Source organism: Caballeronia sp. AZ10_KS36 (genome assembly GCF_023631105.1).
GTDB lineage: Bacteria > Pseudomonadota > Gammaproteobacteria > Burkholderiales > Burkholderiaceae > Caballeronia.
This window is the reverse complement of record NZ_JALQDQ010000040.1, coordinates 36,193-61,955: the sequence shown is the minus strand read 5'-3', so window position 1 is coordinate 61,955 and position 25,763 is coordinate 36,193. Positions and strand designations below refer to the sequence as shown.

The 25,763-nt window shown below is 65.5% G+C and carries 24 protein-coding genes and 2 pseudogenes; 9 read left to right on the top strand and 17 right to left on the bottom strand.

Annotation, left to right across the window (positions count from 1 at the left end):
* Nucleotides 1–146: 146 nt before the first annotated feature.
* A pseudogene (locus NCR35_RS25775) lies at nt 147–797 on the top strand (extracellular solute-binding protein); the annotation flags it as partial.
* A 23-nt stretch (nt 798–820) separates the two neighbouring features.
* Here NCR35_RS25775 and NCR35_RS25770 read toward each other — a convergent pair.
* Nucleotides 821–1,243, bottom strand: a pseudogene (locus NCR35_RS25770) (extracellular solute-binding protein); the annotation flags it as partial.
* Between the two features lie 5 nt (nt 1,244–1,248).
* Between NCR35_RS25770 and NCR35_RS25765 the strand changes: the two are divergent.
* The 8 genes from NCR35_RS25765 (at nt 1,249) to NCR35_RS25730 (ending at nt 8,491) form a co-directional block, all read left to right on the top strand.
* Entirely contained in the window at nt 1,249–2,328 is a 1,080-nt protein-coding gene (locus tag NCR35_RS25765; protein ID WP_244851727.1) for an ABC transporter ATP-binding protein, read from the top strand.
* Nucleotides 2,315–3,187 (top strand): ABC transporter permease, encoded by an 873-nt coding sequence (locus NCR35_RS25760; RefSeq protein ID WP_250536756.1) that lies wholly within the window; start codon nt 2,315–2,317, stop codon nt 3,185–3,187. The genes NCR35_RS25765 and NCR35_RS25760 overlap by 14 nt, the downstream gene beginning before the upstream one ends.
* Before the next feature lie 16 nt (nt 3,188–3,203).
* Nucleotides 3,204–4,001, top strand: coding sequence for an ABC transporter permease (locus NCR35_RS25755; protein ID WP_250536755.1), 798 nt, complete (start codon nt 3,204–3,206; stop codon nt 3,999–4,001).
* On the top strand, nt 3,998–5,125 hold the full coding sequence (locus tag NCR35_RS25750; RefSeq protein ID WP_250536754.1) for an NAD(P)/FAD-dependent oxidoreductase: 1,128 nt from the start codon (nt 3,998–4,000) through the stop codon (nt 5,123–5,125). Before NCR35_RS25755 ends, NCR35_RS25750 begins: the two co-directional genes overlap by 4 nt.
* Before the next feature lie 11 nt (nt 5,126–5,136).
* Nucleotides 5,137–5,505, top strand: a complete 369-nt coding sequence (locus tag NCR35_RS25745) for a (2Fe-2S)-binding protein (RefSeq protein WP_250536753.1) — start codon at nt 5,137–5,139, stop codon at nt 5,503–5,505.
* Nucleotides 5,495–6,910 (top strand): NAD(P)/FAD-dependent oxidoreductase, encoded by a 1,416-nt coding sequence (locus NCR35_RS25740; RefSeq protein WP_250536752.1) that lies wholly within the window; start codon nt 5,495–5,497, stop codon nt 6,908–6,910. Before NCR35_RS25745 ends, NCR35_RS25740 begins: the two co-directional genes overlap by 11 nt.
* Entirely contained in the window at nt 6,903–8,069 is a 1,167-nt protein-coding gene (locus tag NCR35_RS25735; RefSeq protein WP_250536751.1) for an NAD(P)/FAD-dependent oxidoreductase, read from the top strand. Before NCR35_RS25740 ends, NCR35_RS25735 begins: the two co-directional genes overlap by 8 nt.
* A 68-nt stretch (nt 8,070–8,137) precedes the next feature.
* Nucleotides 8,138–8,491 (top strand): RidA family protein, encoded by a 354-nt coding sequence (locus NCR35_RS25730; protein ID WP_250536750.1) that lies wholly within the window; start codon nt 8,138–8,140, stop codon nt 8,489–8,491.
* A gap of 84 nt (nt 8,492–8,575) precedes the next feature.
* Here the strand turns inward: NCR35_RS25730 and NCR35_RS25725 are convergent, their stop codons facing one another.
* From NCR35_RS25725 to NCR35_RS25650, 16 genes are all read right to left on the bottom strand, one after another.
* A complete protein-coding gene (locus NCR35_RS25725) occupies nt 8,576–9,961 on the bottom strand; it encodes a GntP family permease (protein WP_250536749.1) in 1,386 nt (461 codons plus the stop codon).
* A 46-nt stretch (nt 9,962–10,007) separates the two neighbouring features.
* Nucleotides 10,008–10,895: an amidohydrolase family protein gene (locus NCR35_RS25720; RefSeq protein ID WP_250536748.1), complete on the bottom strand. Its 888-nt coding sequence runs from the start codon at nt 10,893–10,895 to the stop codon at nt 10,008–10,010.
* 48 nt (nt 10,896–10,943) lie between these two features.
* Nucleotides 10,944–12,218 (bottom strand): MFS transporter, encoded by a 1,275-nt coding sequence (locus NCR35_RS25715; protein ID WP_250536747.1) that lies wholly within the window; start codon nt 12,216–12,218, stop codon nt 10,944–10,946.
* A gap of 69 nt (nt 12,219–12,287) precedes the next feature.
* Nucleotides 12,288–13,010: a GntR family transcriptional regulator gene (locus NCR35_RS25710; protein ID WP_250536746.1), complete on the bottom strand. Its 723-nt coding sequence runs from the start codon at nt 13,008–13,010 to the stop codon at nt 12,288–12,290.
* Nucleotides 13,011–13,310: 300 nt separating this feature from the next.
* On the bottom strand, nt 13,311–13,967 hold the full coding sequence (locus NCR35_RS25705; RefSeq protein WP_250536745.1) for an HAD family hydrolase: 657 nt from the start codon (nt 13,965–13,967) through the stop codon (nt 13,311–13,313).
* Nucleotides 13,968–13,995: 28 nt separating this feature from the next.
* Nucleotides 13,996–15,549: a xylulokinase gene (locus tag NCR35_RS25700; protein WP_250536744.1), complete on the bottom strand. Its 1,554-nt coding sequence runs from the start codon at nt 15,547–15,549 to the stop codon at nt 13,996–13,998.
* Entirely contained in the window at nt 15,512–16,486 is a 975-nt protein-coding gene (locus NCR35_RS25695) for a shikimate dehydrogenase family protein (RefSeq protein WP_250536743.1), read from the bottom strand. Before NCR35_RS25695 ends, NCR35_RS25700 begins: the two co-directional genes overlap by 38 nt.
* Complete coding sequence (locus tag NCR35_RS25690) at nt 16,483–17,130, bottom strand: glucose-6-phosphate isomerase (RefSeq protein ID WP_250536742.1); 648 nt, start codon at nt 17,128–17,130, stop codon at nt 16,483–16,485. Before NCR35_RS25690 ends, NCR35_RS25695 begins: the two co-directional genes overlap by 4 nt.
* A 3-nt stretch (nt 17,131–17,133) precedes the next feature.
* The gene (locus NCR35_RS25685; protein WP_250536741.1) at nt 17,134–18,522 is read right to left on the bottom strand and encodes an FAD-binding oxidoreductase; all 1,389 of its coding nucleotides are present in this window, start codon (nt 18,520–18,522) and stop codon (nt 17,134–17,136) included.
* A 37-nt stretch (nt 18,523–18,559) separates the two neighbouring features.
* Nucleotides 18,560–19,345, bottom strand: coding sequence for an SDR family NAD(P)-dependent oxidoreductase (locus tag NCR35_RS25680; RefSeq protein WP_250536740.1), 786 nt, complete (start codon nt 19,343–19,345; stop codon nt 18,560–18,562).
* A complete protein-coding gene (rpiA, locus tag NCR35_RS25675) occupies nt 19,342–20,106 on the bottom strand; it encodes a ribose-5-phosphate isomerase RpiA (protein WP_250536739.1) in 765 nt (254 codons plus the stop codon). Before rpiA ends, NCR35_RS25680 begins: the two co-directional genes overlap by 4 nt.
* A 40-nt stretch (nt 20,107–20,146) precedes the next feature.
* Nucleotides 20,147–20,992, bottom strand: a complete 846-nt coding sequence (locus NCR35_RS25670) for a MurR/RpiR family transcriptional regulator (protein WP_244851745.1) — start codon at nt 20,990–20,992, stop codon at nt 20,147–20,149.
* Nucleotides 20,992–21,705: an HAD-IA family hydrolase gene (locus tag NCR35_RS25665; RefSeq protein ID WP_250536738.1), complete on the bottom strand. Its 714-nt coding sequence runs from the start codon at nt 21,703–21,705 to the stop codon at nt 20,992–20,994. Before NCR35_RS25665 ends, NCR35_RS25670 begins: the two co-directional genes overlap by 1 nt.
* Entirely contained in the window at nt 21,702–23,216 is a 1,515-nt protein-coding gene (xylB, locus tag NCR35_RS25660) for a xylulokinase (RefSeq protein WP_250536737.1), read from the bottom strand. The genes NCR35_RS25665 and xylB overlap by 4 nt, the downstream gene beginning before the upstream one ends.
* A 36-nt stretch (nt 23,217–23,252) precedes the next feature.
* Nucleotides 23,253–24,707, bottom strand: a complete 1,455-nt coding sequence (locus NCR35_RS25655; RefSeq protein WP_250536736.1) for an aldehyde dehydrogenase family protein — start codon at nt 24,705–24,707, stop codon at nt 23,253–23,255.
* A 14-nt stretch (nt 24,708–24,721) separates the two neighbouring features.
* Entirely contained in the window at nt 24,722–25,759 is a 1,038-nt protein-coding gene (locus tag NCR35_RS25650) for an ABC transporter permease (protein ID WP_250536735.1), read from the bottom strand.
* Nucleotides 25,760–25,763 lie beyond the last annotated feature (4 nt).

Here is a 25,763-nt window from a genome sequence, read left to right as displayed (position 1 = left end):
TGACCACGATGACGAGCCAATGTATATCAACTGTGCATGGGTCAGTATTTTATTTGTATTGGACGATATGAATTGTCGGCGCGACACTCGGTTCATCGACGGGACCACACCCCGCGTTTTCCGCCCCCCGCCATGGAGATCACGTCATGAAAAGAGCGTTGCATCGCCGTCTGTCTGCCCTATCCGCTCGCCCCACGATCACCGCTCTCGCGCTCGCCGCAGCCTGCGCCGCGCCGATGCTCGCGCAGGCCGAAACCACGCTGTATGTGGCGAACGTAGGCGGCTCGAACGAGCAGCTCTATCGGCAGAAGATCATCCCGGCCTTCGAGAAGTCGCATAACGTGAAGGTGGTGTACGTGGCGGGCAATTCGAGCGACACGCTCGCGAAGTTGCAGGCGCAACGAGGGCATCAGCAGATCAACGTCGCGGTGATGGACGACGGCCCGATGTATCAAGCCATGCAGATGAACCTGTGCGCGAAGCTCGACGACGCGCCCGTCATGAACGACGTCTATCCGCTCGCGAAGATCGGCCCGAGCGCGATCGGCGTCGGCATGGTGGCCACAGGCATCGGCTATAACGAGGAAGCGTTCAAGAAGGCCGGCCTGCCGCCGCCGGATTCGTGGAAAGTGCTCGAAGACTCGCGCATCAAAGGCAAGCTCGGCGTGCCGCCGATCACGAACACCTACGGCCTGCACACGCTCGTCATGCTGGCGCGCCTGTCGGGCGGCGGCGAAAAGAACATCGACCCCGGCTTCACCGCGATGACCAAGCAAGTCGCGCCCAACGTGCTCTCGGGACTCCTTCGACAGATGCTCGTTTAGCGCTCGACCGTGCGATTCCAGCGTTCCGTCCATTCGGTGCGATGCTGGTTGATGGTCGCCCAGTCCACCGCGGTCAGCTTCGCCACTTGATCGGGACCATAAGGCACGCGCGCCGCGACTTCGGGCGCGAGCTTCACCGTCTTGTTGACCGGACCCAGGCCGATGTTCTGCGCTTGAAGCATTTGCACTTCCGGCGTCAGCAGGTACTGCACGAACTCCTGCGAGAGCTTCGGCTGCGCGTTCTCCGCGACGACGCACGCCGCCACCTGCAACGCGACCGCGCCTTCCTTCGGGTAGATGAACTTGAGCGGGAAGCCCGTGTTCTGCAATGCGACGGCGCGGCCGCTGCCGTAAGGCGCGAGAATCACGTCGCCGGATTGCATCTGGCCGTCCATCTCGCCGGGCGTCGGCGCCCACGACGCGCATGGCATTTCTGACGCTTCAGGGCATCTCCAAACGCTACGGCGATTTCACGGCAATCGAACAGCTCGATCTCTCGGTCGAGCGCGGCGAGTTTCTGTCGCTGCTCGGCCCGTCCGGATGCGGCAAGACCACGACCTTGCAGATGGTCGCGGGCTTCGTCACGCCGACGACCGGCCGCATCGAGCTAGACGGCCGCGACATCACGAACGAACGCCCGGAGAAGCGCGGCATCGGCGTGGTGTTTCAGAGCTATGCGCTCTTTCCGCACATGACGGTGGCCGGCAACGTCGGCTTCGGCCTGGAGATGCGCAAGGTCAGGCGCCGGGAGCGCGAGGAACGCATCGAGGAAGCGCTCGCGCTCGTGCGGCTCAAGGGCCTCGGGCATCGGTATCCGAAGGAGTTATCGGGCGGCCAGCGGCAGCGCGTGGCGATTGCGCGCGCCATCGCGATGCAGCCCGAACTGCTGCTGCTCGACGAACCGATGTCCAATCTCGACGCCAAGCTGCGCGAGGAAATGCACATCGAACTCCGCGCCATTCAGAAGCGCCTCGGCATCACGACGATTCTCGTCACGCACGATCAGGTCGAAGCGATGACCATGAGCGACCGCATCGCGGTGATGCATCGCGGCACCATCGCGCAACTCTCGACGCCGTACGACGCTTACGAGCGTCCCGCTACGGCCTTCGCATCGACGTTCCTCGGCCGCACCAACGCGTTCGCGGGCGAAGTGCTGCTGCGCAATCCGCGCTGCGCGGTGGTCGACGTCGCCGGCACGCACCTGCATGTGCCGCATGAAGGCCGTCAGGTGGATGGCGCGGTGAACGTCTATATCCGCCCGGAGAAAGTGCATCTCGCCAACGGCGATGCGCGCATCAAAGGTCACATCGCGACGCGCGTGTTCGTCGGCAATCAGTGGCTGCTCGAAGTCGACACCGCTCTCGGCAAGCTGCGCGTCGCCCAGCCGAATCACGGCGCGCCGCCGCCCGAGGAAGGCGATGAAGTGGGCCTCGCCTGGACCGACGACGATCTGCGCGTGCTCACGCAGGAAGGCAGGGAGACGCAGCATGGCCACGCTTGACGACGCCCGCCCCGGCGCCGCGCCGTGGCTGCTCTCCGGGCCCGCGCTGCTGCTTTTCACCGGCCTGCTGCTCGTGCCGCTGATGCTCACGCTGCTGCTCTCCTTCCGCGTCTTCAGCGATACGGCGGGCGTCACGTCCGCTTACACGCTTGCGAACTACTGGGAAGTGGTGAGCGACCCGTATTACGGCACCATCTTTCTGCGCACGGCGGGCCTCGCGTTCGGCGTCACGCTGCTCTCCATCGTGCTCGGCGTGCCGGAGACGATCATCCTCGCGCGCATGAGAAAGCCGTGGCAATCGCTGTGTCTTCTGATCGTGCTCGGGCCGCTGCTCATCTCGGTGGTCGTGCGCACGCTCGGCTGGCAGATCCTGCTCGGCAACAACGGCGTGCTCAACAACGTCTTGCAGGCGCTGCACGTTACCGATGAACCCATCCGCCTCGTCTTCACGATGACCGGCATGATCATCGCGCTCACGCACGTGCTGGTGCCGTTCATGGTGATGTCCGTCTGGGCCAACATGCAGAAGCTCGACCCGCAAGTGGAATGGGCGGGCCGCTCGCTCGGCGGATCGCCGCTCAAGGTCTTCCGGCGCGTGGTGCTGCCGCAGATCATGCCGGGCGTGCTGTCGGGTTCGATCATCGTCTTCGCGCTCTCGGCGTCCGCGTTCGCCACGCCCGCGCTCATCGGCGGACGGCGCCTGAAGGTGGTCGCCACCGCCGCCTACGACGAATTTCTCGGCACGCTCAACTGGCCGCTCGGCGCGAGCATCGCCGTGTTGCTGCTGATTGCGAACGTCGCCATCGTGATGGGATGCAGCCGTCTCGCGGAACGCCGCTTCAAGCACATTTTCGACTGAACGCGAGGACACGCACATGAAACAGAACGGCCCGCTCGCGCTCGTCTTCAATGCGCTCTTTCTTGCGTTCATCCTCGCGCCGCTCGCCGTGGTGATGCTGGTTGCATTCACCGACAAGGGCTTCATTTCGATGCCCTTCGATGGCGCGTCGTTCCGCTGGTTCCACGCGATCATCGAGAACGGCGACATCGTGTCCGCGTTCTGGCTGTCGATCAAGCTCGCGTTCGCGGCCGCGACCATCGGCGTGCTGCTCGCGGTGCCTGCGGCGCTGGCCATTGCGCGCTACCGCTTTCCCGGCCGCGCCGCGCTCACCAGCTTCTTCCTCTCGCCGATGATGATTCCCGCCGTCGTGCTCGGCATCGCGTTCCTGCGGTTTCTGTCGATGCTCAATCTGTCGGGATCGTTCTGGTCGCTGGTATGCGCGCATGTGGTGATCGTGCTGCCGTATGCGCTGCGGCTCGCGCTGTCGTCGGCGGTGGGGCTCGATCGCGATGCCGAACGCGCGGCGCTTTCGTGCGGCGCGAGCCGCTTCACCGCGTTTCGCCGCGTCGTGCTGCCGATGATCCGCACGGGCGTCGCGGGCGGCTGGGTGCTCTCGTTCATCCAGAGCTTCGACGAACTGACGATGACCATCTTCGTCGCGACACCCGGCACCACGACGCTGCCCGTGGCGATGTACAACCAGATCGCGCAGACGATCGATCCGCTGGTCGCGAGCGTGTCCGCGGTGCTGATCGTCGGCACGGTGCTCCTGATGATCCTGCTCGACCGCATGGTCGGACTGGACCGTATCCTGATCGGAGAAGCCCGATGACTTCTGTTAGTCCCGACGTAATCGTGCTGGGCGGCGGCCTGGTGGGTTCCGCCGTCGCGTACGGCCTCTCCCGCGAAGGCGCGCGCGTGACCGTGCTCGATGAAGACGACGGCGGCTTTCGCGCTTCGCGCGGCAACTTCGGCCTCGTGTGGATTCAGGGCAAAGGCTACGGCCTGTCGCCCTACGCGCGATGGTCGCGCAGTTCGGCGGCGCGCTGGCCCGCGCTCGCGGAGTCGCTGCATGGCGAATCGGGCGTCGATGTCGCGCTGCGTCAGCCCGGCGGCTTCCACTTCTGCTTCAACGACGCCGAACTCGCCGACCGCGAAAAGCGTCTCTCGACACTGCAAGCCGAACTGGGCGACTACCCGTACCAGATGCTCACGGCCGCCGAAGTGCGCGAGCGCATTCCGCAGATCGGACCGAAGGTGATCGGCGCGAGCTACACGCCGATGGACGGCCATGTGAATCCGCTCAAGCTGCTGCGCGGCCTTCACGCGTCGATGCAGACGCGCGGCGTGCGCCTCGTGTCCGCCGAGCGCGCCGAGCGCATCGTGCCGGAGAGAAACGGCTTCGTCGTGCACGGCAAGCGCGGCACGTATCGCGCCGGGCGCGTGGTGCTCGCGGCCGGCCTCGGCAATCGCACGCTCGCGCCGTTCGTCGGGCTGAATGCGCCGGTCGCGCCGAATCGCGGACAAGTGCTCGTGAGCGAGCGCGTCGCGCCGTTCCTGCATTATCCGACGCTCAACGTGCGTCAGACCGACGAAGGCAGCCTGCAATTCGGCGATTCGATGGAAGAAGTCGGCTTCAACGACTTCACGACGACACACGTCCTCGCCGATATCGCCCGCCGCGCCGTGCGCGCGTTTCCGCTGCTCGAACACGTGCGGCTCGTCCGCATGTGGGCCGCATTGCGCGTCTACAGCCCGGACGGCTTCCCGGTCTATGACCAGTCGGAGGCGCATCCCGGCGCGTTCGTCGTGACCTGTCACAGCGGCGTGACGCTCGCCGCCGCGCACGCCATGCGCATTGCCCCGTGGGTTCTCGGCGCGCCGATTCCCGACGAGCTTCCCGCCTTCTCCGCGCGCCGCTTCGAGCACGCCAAAGAACTGATCTCCGCACATTGAGCCAGCACGACATGACTTCATCGACACCTTCGCTTTTCAAGCCGTTGCCGGGCGCGGACAGCGCGAACATCGACATCTTCTTCAACGGTCAGGCTTTGAGCGTGCCGGGCGGGCGCTCGGTCGCGGCGGCTCTGCTCGCGGCGGGCGTGTCGCGGTTTCGCGCGACGCCGGTCTCGGGCGCCCCGCGCGCACCGTATTGCATGATGGGCGCGTGCTTCGAATGTCTGGTCGAGATCGACGGCGTGCCGAGCCGCCAGAGCTGCATGGTCGAAGTGCGGGCCGGCATGCGCATCCGTTCGCAGGAAGGCGCGCGCGATCTGCCGCCATCCATCGATACCGATACTGCCGATGCATCGCTGGAGAACGCGCATGGACGCTAACCTCGTCTCATCGAACGCCGAAGCGGTGGATGTCGTCGTGATCGGCGCGGGTCCCGCGGGCATGAGCGCCGCGACGCGAACGGCGCGCGCGGGCCTCAAGACCGTGTTGATCGACGAACAGGATGCCTCCGGCGGGCAGATTTATCGCGGCATCGGCCGTGCAGACGCGCGCCGCAAGGAGATTCTCGGTCCCGACTACGCGGCGGGCGGCGCGATCGCGCAGGCGTTCTCGTCATCGGGCGCGCGGCATCTGACCGGCGCGACCGTGTGGCAGGTCACGCGCGAGCGCGGCATCAACTATCTGAAGGACGGCAAGATCGGCAGCTTTGAGGCAGAGCGCGTGATTCTCGCGAGCGGCGCGATGGAGCGGCCCTTCCCGATTCCCGGCTGGACGCTGCCCGGCGTGCTGACGGCGGGCGCGGCGCAGATCCTTCTCAAGAGCGCGGGCGAAGTGCCCGCCGCGCCGCCGGTTCTCGCGGGCTGCGGGCCGCTCTTGTATCTGCTCGGCTGGCAATACGTTCGCGCGGGCGTGCCGATTCGCGCGCTCGTCGATACGACGCGTCACGAAGACCGCTGGCGCGCGAAGCGTCACATGCTCTCGGCGTTGCGCGCGTGGCCGTATCTGAGCAAAGGCTTGCACCTGATGCGCACGCTGCGCGAAGCGGGCGTGCCCATGTTCGAGGCCGCCGACGACCTGCGCGTGGAATCGCGCATCGGCACGGACGGCGTGGAGCATGCAAGCGCGCTCAGCTTCACGACGCAGGGCGCGGCGCATCGCATCGAAGCGGACGTGATCTTGCTGCATCAGGGCGTGGTACCCAATACGCAGTTCACGCAGGCCTTGCGGGCGGCGCACCGTTGGGACCCTGCGCAACTCTGCTTCACGCCGAAAACCGACGCATGGGGCGAGCTGGACGTGCCCGGCATCTTCGTCGCGGGCGATGGCGCGGGCATCGGCGGCGCGCAGGCGGCGGCGATGCAAGGCGCGATCGCGGGCGTCGCGGTGGCGGCGCAGCTCGGCGCGATCGATCCGGCCAGACGCGATCTCGAAGCGGCGTCGCTGCGACGCGATCTCGCGGGCGCCATGCGCATTCGCCCGTTCCTCGATTCGCTGTATCGTCCGCGCGATGAGAACCGCATCCCGAAGAACGAGACAATCGTCTGCCGATGCGAGGAAGTCACCGCGGGCCAACTGCGCCAGTTCGTCGAGCTGGGCTGCGTCGGACCAAATCAGGCGAAGTCGTTCGGACGCTGCGGCATGGGGCCGTGTCAGGGCCGCATGTGCGGGCTGACGGTGACGGAGGTTATCGCTCAAGCGCGGCGCGTGTCGCCGGCCGAGGTCGGCTACTACCGCATTCGCCCGCCAATCAAGCCGCTCACGCTCGGAGAACTCGCCGGTGAATGAGATCAGCGAAGCCGATGTGATCGTCGTGGGCGGCGGCTTGCACGGCACCAGCAGCGCGTTCCATCTCGCGAAGCGCGGCGCGAAGGTCGTCGTGCTCGAAGCCGATTACGTGGCGCGGCACTCGTCGGGCGTCAACGCGGGTGGCGTGCGCACGCTCGGGCGTCCATTGCCCGAGATTCCGCTCGCGCTCATGTCGCGGGACATGTGGCATGGCATGAAAGAACTGCTCGGCGAAGACGGCGGATTCGTTCCATCAGGACAACTGAAGATATCCGAAACCGAAGCGGAACTCGACGCGTGCCGCGAGCGCGTGGCGCTGCTCGAAGCGCATGGATTCACTCACGAGAGAGTGATCGATCGTGAGGCCGTGCTCGAACTCGAACCGGCGCTCGCGAAGCACGTGACGGGCGGCATCTGGGTCGAGCGCGACGGTTATGCGCTGCCGTATCGCACGACGACTGCGTTCCGGCTCGCCGCGCAACGGCTCGGCGTGCGGTTTTTCGAGGGCACGCCTGTCAAGCGAATCGAGCAGCGCGGCGCGCGATGGACTGCGCACACGCCGCGCGGCACGTTCAGCGCCGAGAAGATGCTGATCGCGTCGGGCGCGTGGTCCGGCGAACTCGCGAAGCAGGCCGGCGAGATCGTGCCCGTGCATCCCGAAGGGCTCATGCTGATGGTCACGCATCGGGTCGCGCCCTTCTGCCGCGCAACGCTCGGCGCGACGGGCCGGCCGCTGTCGTTCAAGCAGTTCGATAACGGCACGGTGGTGATCGGCGGCAAGCTGATCGGCATTGCCGAGTTGGCGAATCGCCACGGCGAAGTGGACTTCATGCGCCTCGTGAAGAGCGCGAAGACCGTCACCGATCTCTTTCCGCATCTGCGTGATCTCGGCGTCAACCGGGCGTGGGCGGGCGTCGAAGCCTTCACCGAAGACGAACTGCCGGTCATCTCCGCGAGCCGCACCGCGTCGAATCTGTACTACTCGTTCGGCTACTGCGGCAGCGGCTTTCAGTTGGGGCCGGGCTGCGGCAAGCTCGTCTCCGAACTCATGCTCGACGGCGCGCCTTCCCTTTCGCTCGATGCGTTCGCCATCGACCGGTTCGACACGCGCGCTGCTTCGTCATCGAGCGAGAACGCCGCGACGCTCGTCGCGCACTGATTCCATCTTTTCAAACCGCCGCGCGTGCCGACTGCATGCGCGGACCTCGCATTCAAAGGAGCCATTCAATGAGCGATATCGTTCGTATCGACACCAATCAGCGCATGAGCCGCGTCGTCAAGGCGGGCGGGCTCGTGTTCATCGGCGGGCAGACGTCCGCGGATCAGACGCCCGACATCAAGCAGCAGACCGCAAGCGTGCTCGAAAAGATCGATGGCTATCTGGAGAAGGCCGGCATCGACAGAACGCGTCTGGTGTCGGCGCAAGTGTGGGTGGCGAACATCGAGCGCGATTTTGCGGGCATGAACGAAGTGTGGGACGCGTGGGTGCCCGAAGGCTGCGCGCCGACGCGCGCGACAGTGCAAGCGCAACTGGCGTCGCCGGCGTTGCTCGTGGAGATCGCCGTGGTCGCGGCGAGCTGAGTCGACTGCAGCGGTGGCGGTGAGGAGCCTGCCGCCGTCATCGCGAGTCCGCTGCCCGTCGCCTGAAGCTCGCACGCGAGCCGGTCAGTGAACACCGATAACCGCATTGAACACAAGCGCCATGACCAGGCCGACCACCGCCACGATGGATTGAACCACCGAGATCGTTTTGGTGGCTTCGCCCATCGTCATGCCGAACGATTCCTTCACCATCCAGAAACCGGCGTGGTTCGCGTAGTTGAAGAACAGCGAACCGCAGCCAATGGATAAGGCCAGCAACGGCAAGTTGAGGCTCGGATCGGCTCCGGCAAGCGGCGCCAGCAAACCTGCTGCGCCGACGATCCCCACCGTCGCCGACCCGGTCGAGACGGAAAGCGCCATGGCGATCAGCCAACCGAGAATCAGCGGGGGAAAGGCGAAGTGCTGCGTCAGATGCACGATGGCCTCGCCCACCTTTGCGCTCGTCAGCATCTCCTGAAATGCGCCGCCTCCCGCGATGATCATGATGATCGACGCAATCGGCTTGAGACTCGTGCCGAGCGCGTGGCGCAGCTTCTCGGCATCGCCACCTCGGGCGAGGACCAGGGTCGTGACGGCGAACAGTACGCCGAGCAACATGGCGATGAGCGGATTGCCGAGGAAGCTCGCGACATGCAGCATCGGCGAACCTTTCGGCAGCGCCATTTCCGCGACCGCATGAACCAGCATCAGGATGGCGGGCAACAAGGCGGCCAACACGCCGAGACCGACAGCAGGCCGGCGGTCCGCGGGGGCCTGCTCCACGACGGTGAACTGGTCGAGCAAGCCCTGATCGGGCCGCATGCTCATGCGGGGCGAAATGAACGCGCCATAGAGCGGGCCTCCCAAAACCATCGCGGGAATCGCCGCCAGAAAGCCATACAACATGGTGGGACCCACCGAAGTCTTGAGCGTGGCGATCGCGGTCAACGGCCCCGGATGCGGCGGGACCATGCCGTGCATGGCGGCCAGCGCCGAAATCACCGGCACACCGACGTACACATAAGCCGAGCCCTTGAAGCGAGCGTGGCTCTCCAGCTTGCGCGCGACGCTGAAGATAAGCGGCAGCATGACGACGAGCCCCACTTCGAAGAACATCGGAATGCCCACGACGAACGCCACGAGCGTCATGGCCCACGGAATCATCCGGTCAGAGGCGCGCCTCAGCATGGCTTCGGCGATCTGCTCGGTGATGCCCGCATCGGCGAGGATCTTGCCGAGCATCGCACCCAGCGCGATGACCACGCCTACCGCGCCCAATGTCTTTCCCGCCCCGTTCGTCAGATGCTTGACGATGCTTCCCGGCTCCATGCCGGTGGCGAAACCCACGCCGATGGATACGACGAGCAACGCCAGAAGCGGATGCATCTTGATGCGCGACACGATGAGCGCGACTAGCAGCAGCACGCTGAAGAGCGCGGTGAGCAATAAATCGATGTCTAGAGGAGTCATTTAATCTATCTTCGGTTCGAAGTGTGTGGCCAGATGCGCGGCGCGATTACTGATTCGCAGCCTCGTGATCGAACATGTAGAGGCTCGCGGGCGTACGCGTCAGCACGACGTTGCATTCTTCCGGGTCCGGAATCAGCGCGTGCAATAGTGCCAGCGATGTGGAGAACTGCTCCGTGCTCTCGAACTGCGTATGCGGCCAGTCGCTACCCCACATCAGGCGATGCAGCCCGAACGCATCCCTCAACGAATCGAATGCCTTGCGGGCTTCGCGCTCGACGACGTCATGCGCCGGCCAGTTGCGGTATGCCCCGGATACCTTGACCCACACGCGCTCTGATCGACCGAAATCGAGGAGACGGCGAAAGCCTGCATCGCTTGCGCCGAGAGCGGGATCGGGCCTGCCGAAATGATCGACGACGACATCGACGCCCGCTTCGAGAAGCGGCGCGACGATGCCTTCGAGCCTTGCTGCTTCCGCGTGCACTTCCACATGCCATGCGAGTTCCCGCACATGCGCCAGCGTGCGCGCGCTGATCCAATGGTCGAGCGGCTTGTCGGCGTGGCCGATCAGATTCAACCGAATACCCACGATGCCCGCTTCGGCCATATCCGTCAGCGTGTGCAAATCGCAATCGCGCGCGATCACCGCGACGCCACGCAGCCTGTCGCGCGCGCTATTCAATGCATTCAGCAGATAGCCGCAATCGGTGCCAAGAAAACTGGGCTGCACGAGCACGCCGCGCGCTATGCCATGCGCATCGAGTTGCGCGAGGTAAGCATGCAAGGGCGCGTCGTAATCGGGCGCATAGCGGCGATGCTCGGCGAGCGGAAGACCGCGCCTGAAGACATGAGCATGCGTATCGACTGGTGCGATCGCGCATCGACGATGCGCATCCTTTCGAAAGCTCACGTCCGTCTCCAACTCAGGGAGCATGGGTCTTTCCTCATCAATGGTTTCGACGCCGCGTGAATGTCGGGCGCGTCAATGCCTGGGAGCGTGAGCGAGCGGACGCGCGTCCTGCGCGCCGGAAGCGACTTCGCCCAGCACGCGCCCGCGCGTCTCGGGCAGCATCAGGACAGACAGCACGACGATGGCGTACGCGAGGCCCGCATCGATGCCAATCGCCGTGCCGAGCGACATATTCGCCGACATATGCCCGACGAGCACCGGGAAGCCGGCGGACACTACGCGGCCGAAGTTGTAGCAAAACCCCACGCCCGTGCCGCGCACGCCGCGCGGATACAGCTCGTTGAACAGCGCGCCCATGCTCGCGGGAATGCCCGCCGCGAAGAACCCGAGTGGAAAGCCGAAGAACAGCATCGCGGTATTGCCGAGCGGAAGGAACAAATAGGCGACCACCGTTATCACGCAGCAGATCGCGAACGTGAGAATGGTTCTGCGACGACCGATGCGATCCAGCAATTGCGCGCTGACGAGGCATCCGCAAAAGAATGCGACGATCACGACGGCGAGATAGCCGCCCGTACCGAGCACGGACAGATGGCGCTCGCTCTTCAGGAACGTCGGCAGCCACGTCATCAGCGCGTAGTAACCGCCGTGCGCGCCGACGCCCAACAACGCGCCGATCAACGTCATGCGTAGCATTCCCGCTGAGAAGATGCCGGTGTCACGCGTCGCTTGCGACGATTGTGACGATCGCGCCGGCGCTTGCGGCTCCTGCACGCCGCGCCGGACGTACAGGATGAGTAGCGCGGGAACGATGCCGATGGCGAACATCACGCGCCATGCCGTGGCCGCGGGCACGAGCGAGAACATCAGCGCATACAGCAGCACGGCTGCGCCCCAGCCGACGGACCATGCGCTCTGCACGCTCCCCATCGCCTTGCCGCGATGCTCGTTGCGGATCGTCTCGGCCATGAGCACGGCGCCTGCCGCCCACTCGCCACCGAAGCCGAAACCCTGCAACGTCTTCAGCACGAGGAACTGCGGATAGTTCTGCGCGAACGCGCAGAGGAACGTGAACACGGAAAAGAACGCGACGGTCCATTGCAGTGTCCTGACGCGGCCAAACCGGTCGGACAGCATGCCCGCGATCCATCCGCCCAGCGCCGACGCAACGAGCGTGACGCCGCTCACGAGGCCCGCTTGCGTGCGGCTGATCGACCACTCGGTGATGATCGCCGGAATGACGAGGCTGAACATCTGCACGTCGAGCGAATCGAGCGCCCATCCGCCGAAACACGCCCAGAACGTCCTGCGTTCATTGCCCGAAATTTCTTTGAACCAGTTGAACATGCCGCCCCCCTCTCCCGTCTGCGTCGCCGGTTGTATTCAGAACAACGCGCTTGCGTTAGCGCCCGATCGCTAGCGGATCTCCGCCTGATAGATGAACTCGCTGGCGGGCCCACGCGAGCGGCGCCATTCGAGCGGCTGCCGGTCGTAGCCGAATGCAAGACGTTCGATGACGACGGCCGGCGCGCCCGGTTCGATGTTCAGGAGTCTCGCGTGCCGTGAGCCGATGGCTTCGACGGTCAGCGTTTCAGTGGCGGACGCCACGATCTGGTTGCACTGCGTCTCGTACACCGGATAAAGCAGATCGCCGATTTCGTGCAGGTCCATCTTCGCGAACGCCGCAAAGCGCGCGTACGGCAGCCATATTTCTTCGGCGAGCATCGGCACGCCGTCGATCAGCCGCACACGCGACATCTGAATCACGCGGGCCGTCCGCGCTATTTGCAATGTCGCGGCGACTGCGGACGGCGCATCGACGACCTCGCGTCGCAAGATCCGGCTCTCCGGGATGCGGCGTTCGCCTTGTCGCGTCTGAAAGCGGAAGAAGCGGAACAGCGAACCGTCGAAGTTCGCGCGGCGCACGAATGTCCCTCTGCCCTGGAATCGTTCGAGAAGACCTTCGGCCACGAGTAGATCGACGGCCTTTCTCACCGTACCGACGGCAACGCCGTAGCTCTGTGAAAGCGCTTGTTCGGTGGGAATCGCTTCGCCCGGTCGCCAATGACGCGCCGCGATCAGGGCAACCATTTCGTCGCGCAAGCGCTGGTAACGCGGCAACCGGTCATCGGACTGCATGGTCTCTCTCCGTCGAATTCATATATATGATTACATGTTTTCGACTTTCGACGGATGCGGGATAACCCTGTCTGATCGCGTGGGATCGGTACAGGGTGTTTGCGACGAAGAAGGGGGGATGTGGTGCTTGCCGACGCCGACATGCCTCGGCTGACCGGCCTGAGCGTTCATCGACGCTGGCGGATGGTGGTATTGGCTTCGGAAGTCGGAGCGACTAGCGGGCCGGATGCGTCGAGGGTCGCACCGCCGTGAGCGGACAGAAGACCAACCGTCCGCCGACTGCGGCCCGAAGTCACCGCTCTATCGCAACGCCTTGAGCGAAAGCCCGAGCTTCGCCGCGAGTTCGTCCGGCGAGCGCACGATGTCCGCTTGCGCGTGAAAGAGCGCGGCGGCTTCGTCATCGACAGGCCAGCCGATCACGCGCATGTGCGCCGCGATGGCACCGAGCGCGCCGGTCGGACTGTCCTCGACCGCGACGACCTCTTCCGGCGCGAGCCGCAGAAGCCACGCTGCGCGTTCGTACGGCTCCGGGCTCGGCTTGCCCTGACGCACGTCGTTGACGCTGACCGTGATGAGCGAAGGGTCTTCGATTCCGAGCGCGCGCAGGTTCGCTTCGAGCAACATGCGCGACGCGTTCGATACGATCGCCTGCGTGATGCCGGCCGCCTTCGCCGCACGATACACCTCGAGCGCGCCGGGACGCGGCGTGAGCTTCGGCGCGCCGTTCAGATACGAACGCGCCCGAAACGCCGACCATTCGCCGAAATCGACCGTCAGTCCGAATCGTTCACGAACGAGCGCATGCACTTCGCGCCCGGTCTTGCCGAAGACGAGCGGATGCATTTCATGACCTGCCTGCACGCCGTGATGCGCGAGCGCCTCGACGAGCGTGGCCAGATGCAGCGACTCGCTCTCGATGAGCGTGCCGTCCATGTCCCACAAGATTGCCTTGATCAAAGCCTGATTATCCTTGTCGTGCATGCGCTCAGAACGTGTGTGCGTCGAGCGCGTCGAGATCGTCGTAGAACTGCTGCGCCTGCGCGTAAAGCCCCTCGAAGATGGGCATCATGCGATCGTACCTGTCGCTTGCGCGCGGGTCGGGCCGCACTTCGCTCTCGAACCGGACGAAGGCGCTGACCGCATCCGCGAGACGCGCGAACTGTCCGTGCGCGGTGGCCGCGAGAACAGCGCAGCCTATCACGCCGCACTCCACTTCGGCAGGAACGAGGATCGGCGTGCGATACATGCTCGCCTTGATCGCGAGCCACAACGCCGCCCGCGCCCCGCCGCTCGCCGCCACGATCCGGTCGATGCCGCCGTCTTCCGGCCGAAGCAGCGCGATCTGACGGCGCACCGCGAACGCCACGCCTTCGAGGACCGCGCGGTGCAAGTGCCCCAATCCGTGCTTGGCCGTGATGCCGAAGAACTGCGCCCGCGAGTTGGCGTGTTCGCCGAGTCGCTCGCCTGTGAGGTACGGCAGGAAGAACAGGCCGTCCGCACCGACAGGCGCGCTCGCGGCCTTCTGCGTGATGACATCGTAGGACAAGGCATTTTGGTGGAACGCACGCCGCGCCCAGCGCATCGCGTCGCCGCCGGAATCCAGCAGCATGAAGCGGCCCCAGGAGCCATCGCATGTCACGAGGTTGGAGACGTCCGGGTGCAGCATCGGCGTATCGGCGATCACGGTGATGATCGACGACGTTCCCGTGATGTCCGACGCGAGCCCCGGCGCATGAACGCCCGAGCCGAGCACCGACACCGGATAATCCGCCCCGCCGACGAGCACGGGCGTCCCTTCACGCAAGCCGGTCTGCGCGGCGGCATCCTTCGTGACGCCGCCGAGAATGTCGAGCGGCGCGCGGATCGGCGCGAGCTTCGCGGCATCGAGGCCGAAGGCATCCAGAAGCGCGCGGGACCATGTGCGAGTGGATGCATCCATCAGATAGCTGGTCGATGCATCGCTCCAGTCGCATGCGCGCTCGCCCGTCAGCCGGAAGTTCACGTAGTCCTTCGGCATGAACACGGTCGTCGCGCGCTCGAACGCGGCGGGATCGTGCGCCTTCAGCCATTGCAGCTTGAATGCGGGCCACGCGGGCGTCGCGGGATTGGCGGCCTGTCTTGCATGCGATGCGTAATCGGCCCGCGCGCGAAACGCGGCGACTTCGGCACTGGTGCGCTTGTCGTTCCAGAGCGGCGCGGTTTCGCGCGTGAGTTTGCCGTCGTCATCGATGAGCACGGTGCCGTGCATCTGGCCGCACGCGCACACCGCAACGACACGCGCCGCTGCATCGGGGACGCTCGCCAGCACTTCGCGAATGGACCGCGCCGCGCCCGACCACCAGTCGGCCGGACGCTGCTCGGACCAGCCGTAGCGCGGCACGATCTGCTCATGCTCGTGCGCGGCGATACTCCACACGACGCCTCGCGCATCCACGAGCGCGGCGCGCACGCTGCCGGTGCCCACATCGATCGCGAGATAGAAGGCGTCCACGGCCCCGGCGTCAGGCAATGCCTGCGCGCGGCGCGGGCTTGCCTGCATCGGCGGCGATGCGGCAGAGCGCCTCGAAGGCCGGTCCGCGCGTCGCGATATCGACATGAAAGACTTCGGCCATCACGCGCGTCCAGCCGTAAATGAAGTAGGTCCAGCCGTCTTCGACTTGCAAGCGCCTGCGCTCACATTGCGCGCGCGCCTGATCCAGAAACACGAGATCACCGCGATAGTTGAGCTCCCATACGATCGCGTGTTCGGGAAACACGGCGGCGTCCGTGAGCGGCGAGCCGGGCCTGTCCTTGCCGAGCCCGGTTGCATTGATGACGAGCGCGCCGGGCGACAGCCGCGCCATCACACGGTCGTTGTCGTCGGGTTGAGAGACGAGCACGTATTCGCACGGCACGCCGAGATTCAGTTCGCGGTGAATGCGTGCGATCTCCTGTAAACGCTCGTGCGACGGGTCCGACACGATCACCTTCGAAGGCCGGTCCGCGCCCCGCTTCGTCTGCATCAGATGCCACGTGATCGCGATGGCCGATCCGCCCGCGCCCATCACGAATACCTCGGCATTCGAGGTCGCGAAGTGCTGCGCGGGCAGAAAGCCGTCGAGCGCAAAGCCGGCGGTGATCGGGTCCTTGGCGTGGCAGACGAACTTGCCGTCGCGCTTCGACAGGCAACTCGTCTCGTTCATGGCGCGCGCGTACTCGTCGATCTCGTCGAAGAGATCGTGGCACGCGGCATACAGGTCGATCTTGTGCGTCGTGACGAGCGCGCCGAGCGAAAGCGGATCGTCGCGCAGAAAGCGCACCGCCTCGCGATACGCCTCGGGCTTCGCATGCGGCGCGAAGTCGATGCCCTTCATCTGCACATCGCCCAGACCGAGATGCCTCGCCCATTCGGGGAACACGCGCATGATCGAACTCTGCGCGGTGGTCACGCCGATGAACCAGAACGTGGGCTTGCTTGCCGCTTCGTATGCCATCATTCGCCCTCCGTTCGTGCCAGCAGACCGGCGATCTGCGCCTCATCGCGCGGGACATACGCCGGGTTCGCCTCGCTGCGATAGCCGCCCTTGCCGTCATCGAGAATGCGCAGCTTCATGCCGTTGGCGCGCTCGATGATCGCGTAATCCTGCCCGGCATCGGCGGGATAGCAGAACAGCATCACGAAATCGTCGTCGCCCAGATTCACCGAGCGATGAATCCATCGCGGCGGCACGTAGCACACGGTATGAGCCTCTATTTCGACGATACGCGTCTCGCCGTCGGGCGACTCCATCAACATGAGTCCATGCCCCTTGAGCCCGAAGTACAGCTCGGGCCTGTCGATGTTCGCGTGAATGTGCCCGCGCGTCATGAAGAACTCGTCGCCCACCTTGCCGGGACTCATGCGCGTGACGCCGGTGATCAGATCGCCGGGCGCATCGCTCGGACGATGATCGGTCACGTCGTACACGACCTCGTCGCCGCGCGCGGCCGCCAGCGTGGCGAAGGCATCGGCATCGCCATAGAGGCCGTTGAGATCCTTCAACCGCTTCTGATAGCGCGTGCCCGTGCCCTCCATCAGGCCGCTCGACAGATCGACTTTGAACGCGCGAGGCTCGGGCCAGTTCGAAAGAGTTGGGTTCATCGGTCACACCACTTTGCCGGGGTTCAGAATGCCGAGCGGATCGAGCGCCGACTTGATCGCGCGCATCGCCGCGATATCGCTTTCGCGGCGGCTTCGCGGAAGATAATCGCGCTTCTTCGTGCCGATGCCGTGCTCCGCTGAGATCGAGCCGTCGAACTCGCGCGTGACGTCGTAGATGACGCGGTCGATCTCGTCGTGATCGTGCTTGCCCATGCCCGGCACATCCACGACAATATGGATGTTTCCGTCGCCCAAATGGCCGTAGGTCATCACGAGCGCGTCGGGCCATTGCTCGCGCAGACGCGCTTCGCAACGCGCAGCGGCGTCGCCGACCTGCGCGATCGAAAAGCTCACGTCGTAGGCCGCGTGATTCGGAATGAAGCGCTGGTATTCGCCGGGCGCATCGCGGATCGCCCAGAAGTCGCGCGCGTGCGCTTCCGACGACGCAATGGCCGCATCCGTCACCACGCCCGCTTCGAGCATGCCGCCGAGAAATTCCTCGAAGGCTTCGTTGTGCCGCTCGGGATCGGTGCCGACGGTTTCCAGCAGCACGTAGAACGGATGCGCCTCGGCAAGCGGCGCACGCAGCGCGGACAGATTCGCGATCACCGCGTCGTGATAGCCCGCCCACATCACTTCGAACGCCGACACGCCCGCTGCCAGTTGCGCCTGTGCGCGCGTGAGCAGCGTCGTGACCGAGGCGAAGTCGGGCAAGGCGCACCATGCGGTGGCAATAGCCGTCGGCTTCGGCCGAAGACGCAACACCACGCGCGTGATGACCGCGAGCGTGCCTTCGCTGCCGATCAACAAATGGCGCAGATCGTAGCCGCTGTTGTTCTTGATCATCTTGTTGAGCCCGCCGATGACCTCGCCGCTCGCAAGCACTGCTTCGAGGCCCAGCACCTGATCGCGCATCATGCCGTACTTGATGACGCGGTTGCCGCCCGCATTCGTCGCGAGGTTGCCGCCAATCGCGCAACTGCCGCGCGCGCCGAGATCGAGCGGGAAGTAGAAGCCGGCCGCGCTCGCCGCCTCCTGCACCGTTTGCAGCGCGACGCCGGCTTCGACGGTCATCGTCGCGGAGACTGCATCGATCTCGACGATGCGGTTCATGCGCTCCAGACTCAGCGCGATCTCGCCGCCACGCAGGTTCGCGCCGCCGACGAGTCCCGTCAGGCCGCCTTGCGTCACCACCGGCTGACGGTAGCGCGTGCAGATGGCGAGCGCCTGCGCGACTTCGTCCGTTTCGCGCGGACGCACGAGCGCGAGCGGCACCGCGCCGGGCAAGCCGCTCCAGTCCACCACGCGCTTGTCGCCGAATTCTTCCGGCAAGGCCACCACATCCGCGCCGAGGGCGTCGCGCAATGCGTGGATTGCATCAAGTGCGCTCATAGCTTCATCGTCTCCGTTCATCTTGTCAGTGGCCGCATCACCAGACCGTGTAGCCGCCATCCATGACGATGTCCGATCCCGTCACGAACGCGCTCGCCCGCGACGCGAGAAAGACGACGCCCGGCGCGATTTCGTCCGGCGTCGCCATGCGTTCCAGCGGCGTGTAGTCGAGCCACACCTTGCGCCATGCTTCGTTTTCGAAGCCGCGCTTGGTCAGTTCGGTGCCGACATAACCCGGCGAGATGGAGTTCACGCGGATGCCGTCGGCCGCCCATTCGGCGGCGAGCGAACGCGTGAGATGAATCACGCCCGCTTTCGATGCGTTATACGATGCCTGCGGCTGAGGCTTGTTCGCGATGCTCCCGCTCATGCTCGCGATATTGACGATGCGCCCGCTCTTTTGCCGCGACATGTGACGCGCGGCACTGCGGCAGCAATAGAACACGCCGTCGAGGTTCACGGCGAGCACGGCGCGCCACGCGGCGTCGTCGGTTTCGAGCGCGGACGCATTCTTGACGACGCCCGCGTTGTTGACCAGCACGTCGAGTTTGCCGTGCCTGGCGACGATCGCATCGAAGCCCGCATCGACCGACGATGAATCCGTCACGTCCAGCGTGACGAAGCTGCCTCCGATTGCGTCGGCGGCGCGCTGCCCGAGCGTCGCTTCGCGGTCGGCGATGACGACCGTCGCGCCCGCATTGCGCAGCGCCTTCGCTATTGCGAGACCGATGCCCTGCGCCGCGCCGGTGACGACGCAGACTTCGCCGTCCAGACGAAAGACGTCGAGCGTCGCGCCAGTGTCTTCCTTTGCGATCTCGCTCATTGGCGCGCTCCGTCGAAGACGACGATATCCGCCGTGCCGTCCGCATGACCCACGATCATCTCGCTCGCGATGCCGGTGAAGAGACCATGCTCGACCACGCCGGGAATGGCGTTGAAGCGCGGCGCGAGCGCGAGCGGATCGGGAATGGCTTCGAGATGGCAGTCGAGAATCCAGTTGCCGCTGTCCGTCACCACGAGCGCGCCGTTCTTCGTGCGCCGCTCGATTCTGACGCCCGCATCGAATCCGGCCGATACGAACAGCTCGCGCAGCAGACGCTCCGTGCTTTGCCAGCCGAACTGAATCACTTCGATCGGCAGCGGAAAACGCCCGAGCGTATCGAAGACCTTCTTGTCGTCGACCACCGCGACCATCTTGCGCGACGCCGCCGCGACGATCTTCTCCCACAGCAGGCACGCGCCCCCGCCCTTGATCATGCTGCCCTGATGATCGATTTCGTCCGCGCCGTCGATGGTCACGTCGAGCCGGTCGATCTGCCCGAGGTCGGTCAATGGGACGCCGAGTTCGATCGCCAGTTCGCGCGTCGCATTCGATGTCGGCACGCCGACGATATCGAGCCCGTCCTTCACGCGCGGCGCGAGCGCGCGCACGAACCAGTGCGATGTCGTGCCCGAGCCGAGCCCCACTTTCATGCCCGGCGCGAGATAGTGGTCGACCGCCTTGATGCCCGAGACGAGCTTCGCCTCGTCCTGCTTCGATTGCGGCTCCAGTCGGGCATAGCCCGGTTCGATATGCGTACCCAATTGCGTCTCCGTTGTTATAGAAACACCCTTGAAACAAGGGCTAATCCATGAACTTGTCGGTGAACCACGGGTCGAGCGCGGCGAGGTTGTCGGGCAGCTCGCGCCCTTGCCGCAGGCCCAGCATGGCGACCAGCATGTTCACCACGAGCAGATGATTGATGCGCGCCGTGAGCGGCGTGTACAACTCGGTGTTCTCGTACGCGGGCACGGCGACGGTCAGGTCGCAGGTCTGCGCGAGCCGCGAGCCCGGCGCGCACACGGCGATGGTCACCGCGCCCTTGCCCTTCGCCATCGCGGCCGCCATCACGAGCGATTTGGTCGAGCCCGAATGCGAGAAGAAGACCGCCACTTCGTCGTTGCGCAAGGTCGGCGCGAGCAGCAGTTGACGCTGGCTTTCGAGCACGACGCGGCAATGCAGCCCGAGGCGAAAGAACTTGTGCTCGGCATCGAAGGCGATGGTCTCCGAGATGCCGAGGCCGAACAGGAAGATGCCTTTTGCATCGATCAGATATTGCGCCGCGCGCTCGACAGCCGCGGAATCCACGTCACGCGCGAAGCGCTGAATGGCATGCAGCGAGTTGTTCACGATCTTGCTGCACACGCTCGCGGGCGTATCCGCGTTGGTGATGGCTTCGTAGTCGAACGGCGCCTGCGGTATCAAGCCCTGGCCGAGCCGGACCTTGAAGTCCTGATAGTCCGCGCAGTCGAAGCGGCGGAAAAAGCGCACCACGGTCGGGTCGCTGGTTTGCGCCGCTTCCGACAACTCGGCCATGCTCATCTTGAGCGCGGCTTCGGGCGCGCCCAGCAATACATCGGCGATGCGCAAGGTCGCGCCCGTCAACGATGGGTGTTCAAGCGCGATACGGCGCAGCAGGTCGTTTCTCATCAGGCTCCCGGCAGGCGCGACGCATTGAGCGCGGCGCACCTCGTCACTAACTCGGCGAAGGAATCGAGCCGCCTGTCATCGGGCACGGGAACATCCGGCCCGGTGCCCCAGTTGACGATCAGACAGCGAACCTGCGCGTCTTGTGCGCACTGCGCGTCGATGCGCGTGTCGCCGATATAGAGCGTGTGCTCGGGCGCGGCGTCCATCTGTTCGAGCGTCATCAGCAAATGCCGGGGATGCGGCTTTCTTTGCGCAAGCATATCGCCTCCGACGACCGCGCTGAAATACCGGTCGATGCCGAAGTGCGCGAGCACCGCCTGCGCCAGTTGCTGCGCCTTGTTCGTGCACACGCCGAGCTTTACGCCGGCCGCGTGCAGCGCGGGAATCGCATCGAGCGCGTCGGCGTAGAGCGTCGCCTTTTCGACCGGATGCTGCTTGTAGATGGACAGATAGGTCTCGACGTCGGCGCTGACGCGCGCCTGATCGAGTTCGAGACCGAGGCCCTTGTACAGCTTGTCGATCAGCCCGTGCGAGCCTTCGCCGATAAACTTCTCCACGAAGCCGACCGTCTGCGGCGCGATGCCGTGCGTCGCGAGCAGGCGGTTCACGGCGCTCGCGATGTCCGGCGCCGTATCGACGAGCGTGCCATCGAGATCGAATACGACTGCGTCGACCGTTCGTTCGGCCTCAAGGATGATTTCGTTGACGGTCATCGGCTCGGGTTCTCCATGGCGATGTGTTGATAGACCGGACGCAGCGCGTCGTACAGCGTGCGGAAGGTGTCGAAGCGTGCGTCGTAGAGCGCCTTGAGCGATGCGTCCGGGCTCACGCGACTCGTCACGCGCAGCGTGCCGACCGCTTCGTCGAGCGATGTCCACCAGCCCGCGCCCACGCCCGCCGCGAGCACCGCGCCGTACGCGCCGCCCTCGGATGCGCCGGTTACCGTGGTCACCTCGCGTTGCAGCACGTCCGCGAGCATTTGCAGCCACAGCGGCTCGCCGGTCGCGCCGCCCGAGACACGCACCTCGTCGCACGTGAGGCCGGCGCTCGCGCCCAGCGATGCGATCGACCGGATGTTCAGCAGCACGCCTTCCATGACGCTGCGGATCATGTGAGCGGCATCGTGCGTCGACGTGAGGCCGATCCACGCGGCACGCCCGTCTGCCGCGACGTGCGGGCAGCGTTCCCCGAGCAGATACGGCAGAAAGAGCAGACCGTCGCAGCCGGGTGCGGCGGCTTTCGCCAGTTGCGTCATGCGTTCGAAGGACAGATCGGGCGTCATGCGCCGCAGCGCGCCGCGCAGCCATTCGAACGCGCCGCCCGCCGAGAGCGTCACGCCCATCACGTGCCAGCGGCCCGGCGCATTGCCGCAGGAAATCTGCAATTGCCCGGTGGCTTCGGGACACGTACGCAAGCCGCCCGCGACGATGCCCGCCGTGCCGATGGTCACGCCGAGCGGACCGGCATCGATCGCGCCCATCGACGTCGTCTGGATGACGGAATCGCCGCCGCCGCCGAACACGGGCACATCGCCCGGCAAGCCCCACGCCTGCGCCAGTTCGCCCCGCAACGTCCCCGCGCGTTCGGTCGATTCGACGACCTGCGGCAAGAGCGATGCCGGCAAGTCGAGCGCGGACATCAGCGCGCCGGACCACTGGCGCTGGCGCACGTCGAAGAGGCCGGTGCCCGACGCGTCGGACACATCGGTGATGTGCTCGCCGGTCAGACGCAGGCGAAGGTAATCCTTCGGATTCAGCATCCGCCGCATGCGGGCAAACAAATCCGGCTCATGCTCGCGCATCCACAGGAGCTTGCCCGCCGTGAAGCCCGGCAACATGCGGTTCTGCACCCGCGCGAGCAGGCCGTCGAGCCCGCCTGCGCGCGCGGTCATCTCGTCGCAATAGGGCGCGGCCCGCTGGTCGCACCAGAGGATCGCCGGACGCAGCACGTTGTCGGCTTCGTCGAGCGCGGTCAGGCCGTGCATTTGTCCAGATAGCCCGATGCCCGCCACCGCGCGACGATCCGGCAGCGCGTCGAGCACTTGCGCGAGCGCGGTCTGCGTCGCGCTCCACCAGTGCTCGGGGTCCTGCTCGGCCCAGCCGGGACGGGGCGAAACGAGCGGATACGCCGCGAGCGCCTTCGCCGCGACATTGCCCGCGCCGTCCACTGCAATGACCTTGCATGCGGACGTGCCGACGTCGATGCCGAGAAGATACCGTTCCATGGCCGCTCCGTTTGCGTATGCGTGGTCGTGCGTCTCTTATGCGCGGTGACGCAGCCGCACGTGCTTCAGATGCAGATAGCCTTCCATGCCTTCGCGCCCGTGCTCGTAGCCCGTGCCGCTCTGCTTGCGGCCGCCGTACGGCGCGTTCATGATTCCCGCGTCGACGTTGTTGATGGCGACGTTGCCGAAGTCCAGCTCGCGCGACAGGGCGAACGTCTCCCGCACATGCTCGGTGTACGCGTAAGCCGCGAGGCCCGCGGGCGTGCCGTTGGCCGCGTCGATGGCGTCGTCGAGCGTCGTGTAGCGCGCCACGCCGATCACCGGGCCGAACGTTTCCTCGTGCATCACGAGCATGTCGGGCGTGCCGTCGGCAATGACCGTCGGTGCATAGAAGAGGCCCCGTTCATTGGATGCCATCGAATCCGGCCGGCCACCGCCGCACAGAATGCGGCCGCCGCGCTCGCGCGCATCGTCGAGATGACGGCGCACCTTCTCGACACCGGCGCGCGTGGCCATCGGTCCCACATCGGCTTTCTCGTTCGCGATGCCGTCCGCGACGACGAGCTTCTGCGCGCCATCGACGAGACGTTCGAGGAAGGCGTCATAGACCGCTTCCTGCACGTAAGCGCGATTGATCGAAATGCAGATCTGCCCCGCGTTGCGGAAGCCGCGGCGCAGCGCGCCCGCGACCGCGAGATCGAGGTCCGCATGGGCGGTCACGATGAGCGGACAGCTTCCACCCAGTTCGAGCGACAAGCCCGTGATGCCGCGCACCGTCTTGTAGATGTCCTCGCCCGCGCTGCCGGAACCCGTGAACGCCACCTTGTCGATGCGCGGATGCCCGACGAGCCGCTTGCCGGCCTCTTTCGCGCCCATCACGAGATTGGCGACGCCCGCCGGCAATCCCGCGCGATGCACGCAGCGAAACACGGCTTCCGCGCTGGACGGCGTGAATTCCGACGGCTTCACGACGATCGTGCAGCCCGCCGCCAGCGATGCCGCGAGCTTCCAGCCGATCAGTTCCACCGGATAATTCCACGGCGCAATGGCCGCCACCACGCCGACCGGCTCCTTCTCCACGATACTGACGTAACCGTCGTCTTCGTTCGGGATCGTCTCGCCGTAGATGCGCACGGCTTCTTCCGCGTAGTAGTGGAACGCCTTGGCGAGCTTGCGCGCCTCGCCCTGCGCTTCGGCGAGCGGCTTGCCCATTTCCGTCGTGATCGCGAGAGCAATGGCGCGTTCGTCTTCCGCGATGCAATCGGCTATTGCATGCAACAGGCGCGAGCGTTCGAACGGATTCACGCGTCGCCAGCTTCTGAAAGCGCGCGATGCGGCATCGACGGCGGCATCGATCGTCGCCTGATCGGCATCGGGCGCGCGGGCGACGGTCTGCTCCGTCGCCGGATTGACGACATCGATCCACTCGCGCACGCCTTCGCTGCCGAAGCGTCCATCGATATACATCTCGCACTGACGAGCTTCTGTCATGGTCCGGATAAAGGTTATTGCGAAACGAAGTTGACGCGGATGGCATCCACCGCGACCGCGATGAAGATGAGAATGCCGCCGATCATCTGCACATAGAACGAAGGCACTTCGGTAATCGCGAGGCCGACGTGGATCACCGTCAGCAGCAGCACGCCGCCGAGAATGCCGAGCGCGCCGCCGCGTCCGCCGAACACGCTCACGCCGCCGATGATCGGCGCGGCGATGGCATAGAGCAGGAAGCCTTCGCCCTGATCCGACGTGATCGCCATCTGCCATGCGGCGAGCAGATAGCCCGCCACGCCCGCGAGAAAGCCCGACAGCGTGAAGGCGATGACCTTCACGCGATTCACGCGAATGCCGGCCGAATTGGCGGCGAGCGCGTTGCCGCCGGTCGCGTAGAGATAGCGGCCGAGCACCGTCTTGCGCAACATGAAGCCCATGCCGATGAGCACGACGAGAAACACGATCGGCATGACGGGCCAGTTGTTCACCGTGTACTGGCCGATCCAGATATAACCGGTGGACATGTCCGAGATGGTGTTGCCCTGCGTCACCGCGAGCAGCGAGCCTTGCAGCACGATCATGACGGCGAGCGTCTGAATGAGCGACACCATCTTCAGGCGCGTGACGCACAGGCCGTTGAAGAAGCCGATCGCGGTCGCCACCGCGATGCCCAACGGCACGCCGACGGCGGGCGTGAGGCCGAGCCGTGTCGAGAGAATCGCGCCGATGGCGGCGGAAAACCCCATGTTGCTCGCTATCGACAGGTCGATTTCCGCCACCATCAGCGGCATCGACACGGCGAGCGCGAGCAGGCCGAGCACCGTCGCCTGCACCAGCACGTTCTGCAGATTCGACAGCGTGAAGAAGAAGGGATTGAGCACGCCGAACACGACGACGAGCGCCGCGAGCCACAGCCAGACGACGTTCTGGAACACCCACTGCACGCCGCCCTTGCCGCGCTTGCCGCTTGCCGTGGCCGGCGCGGCGCCGCCCTGACCGGCGAGCGCCGCCGGCGCAGGCGACGAAGAAAGGTCGCTTCGTGTTTGCATGGAC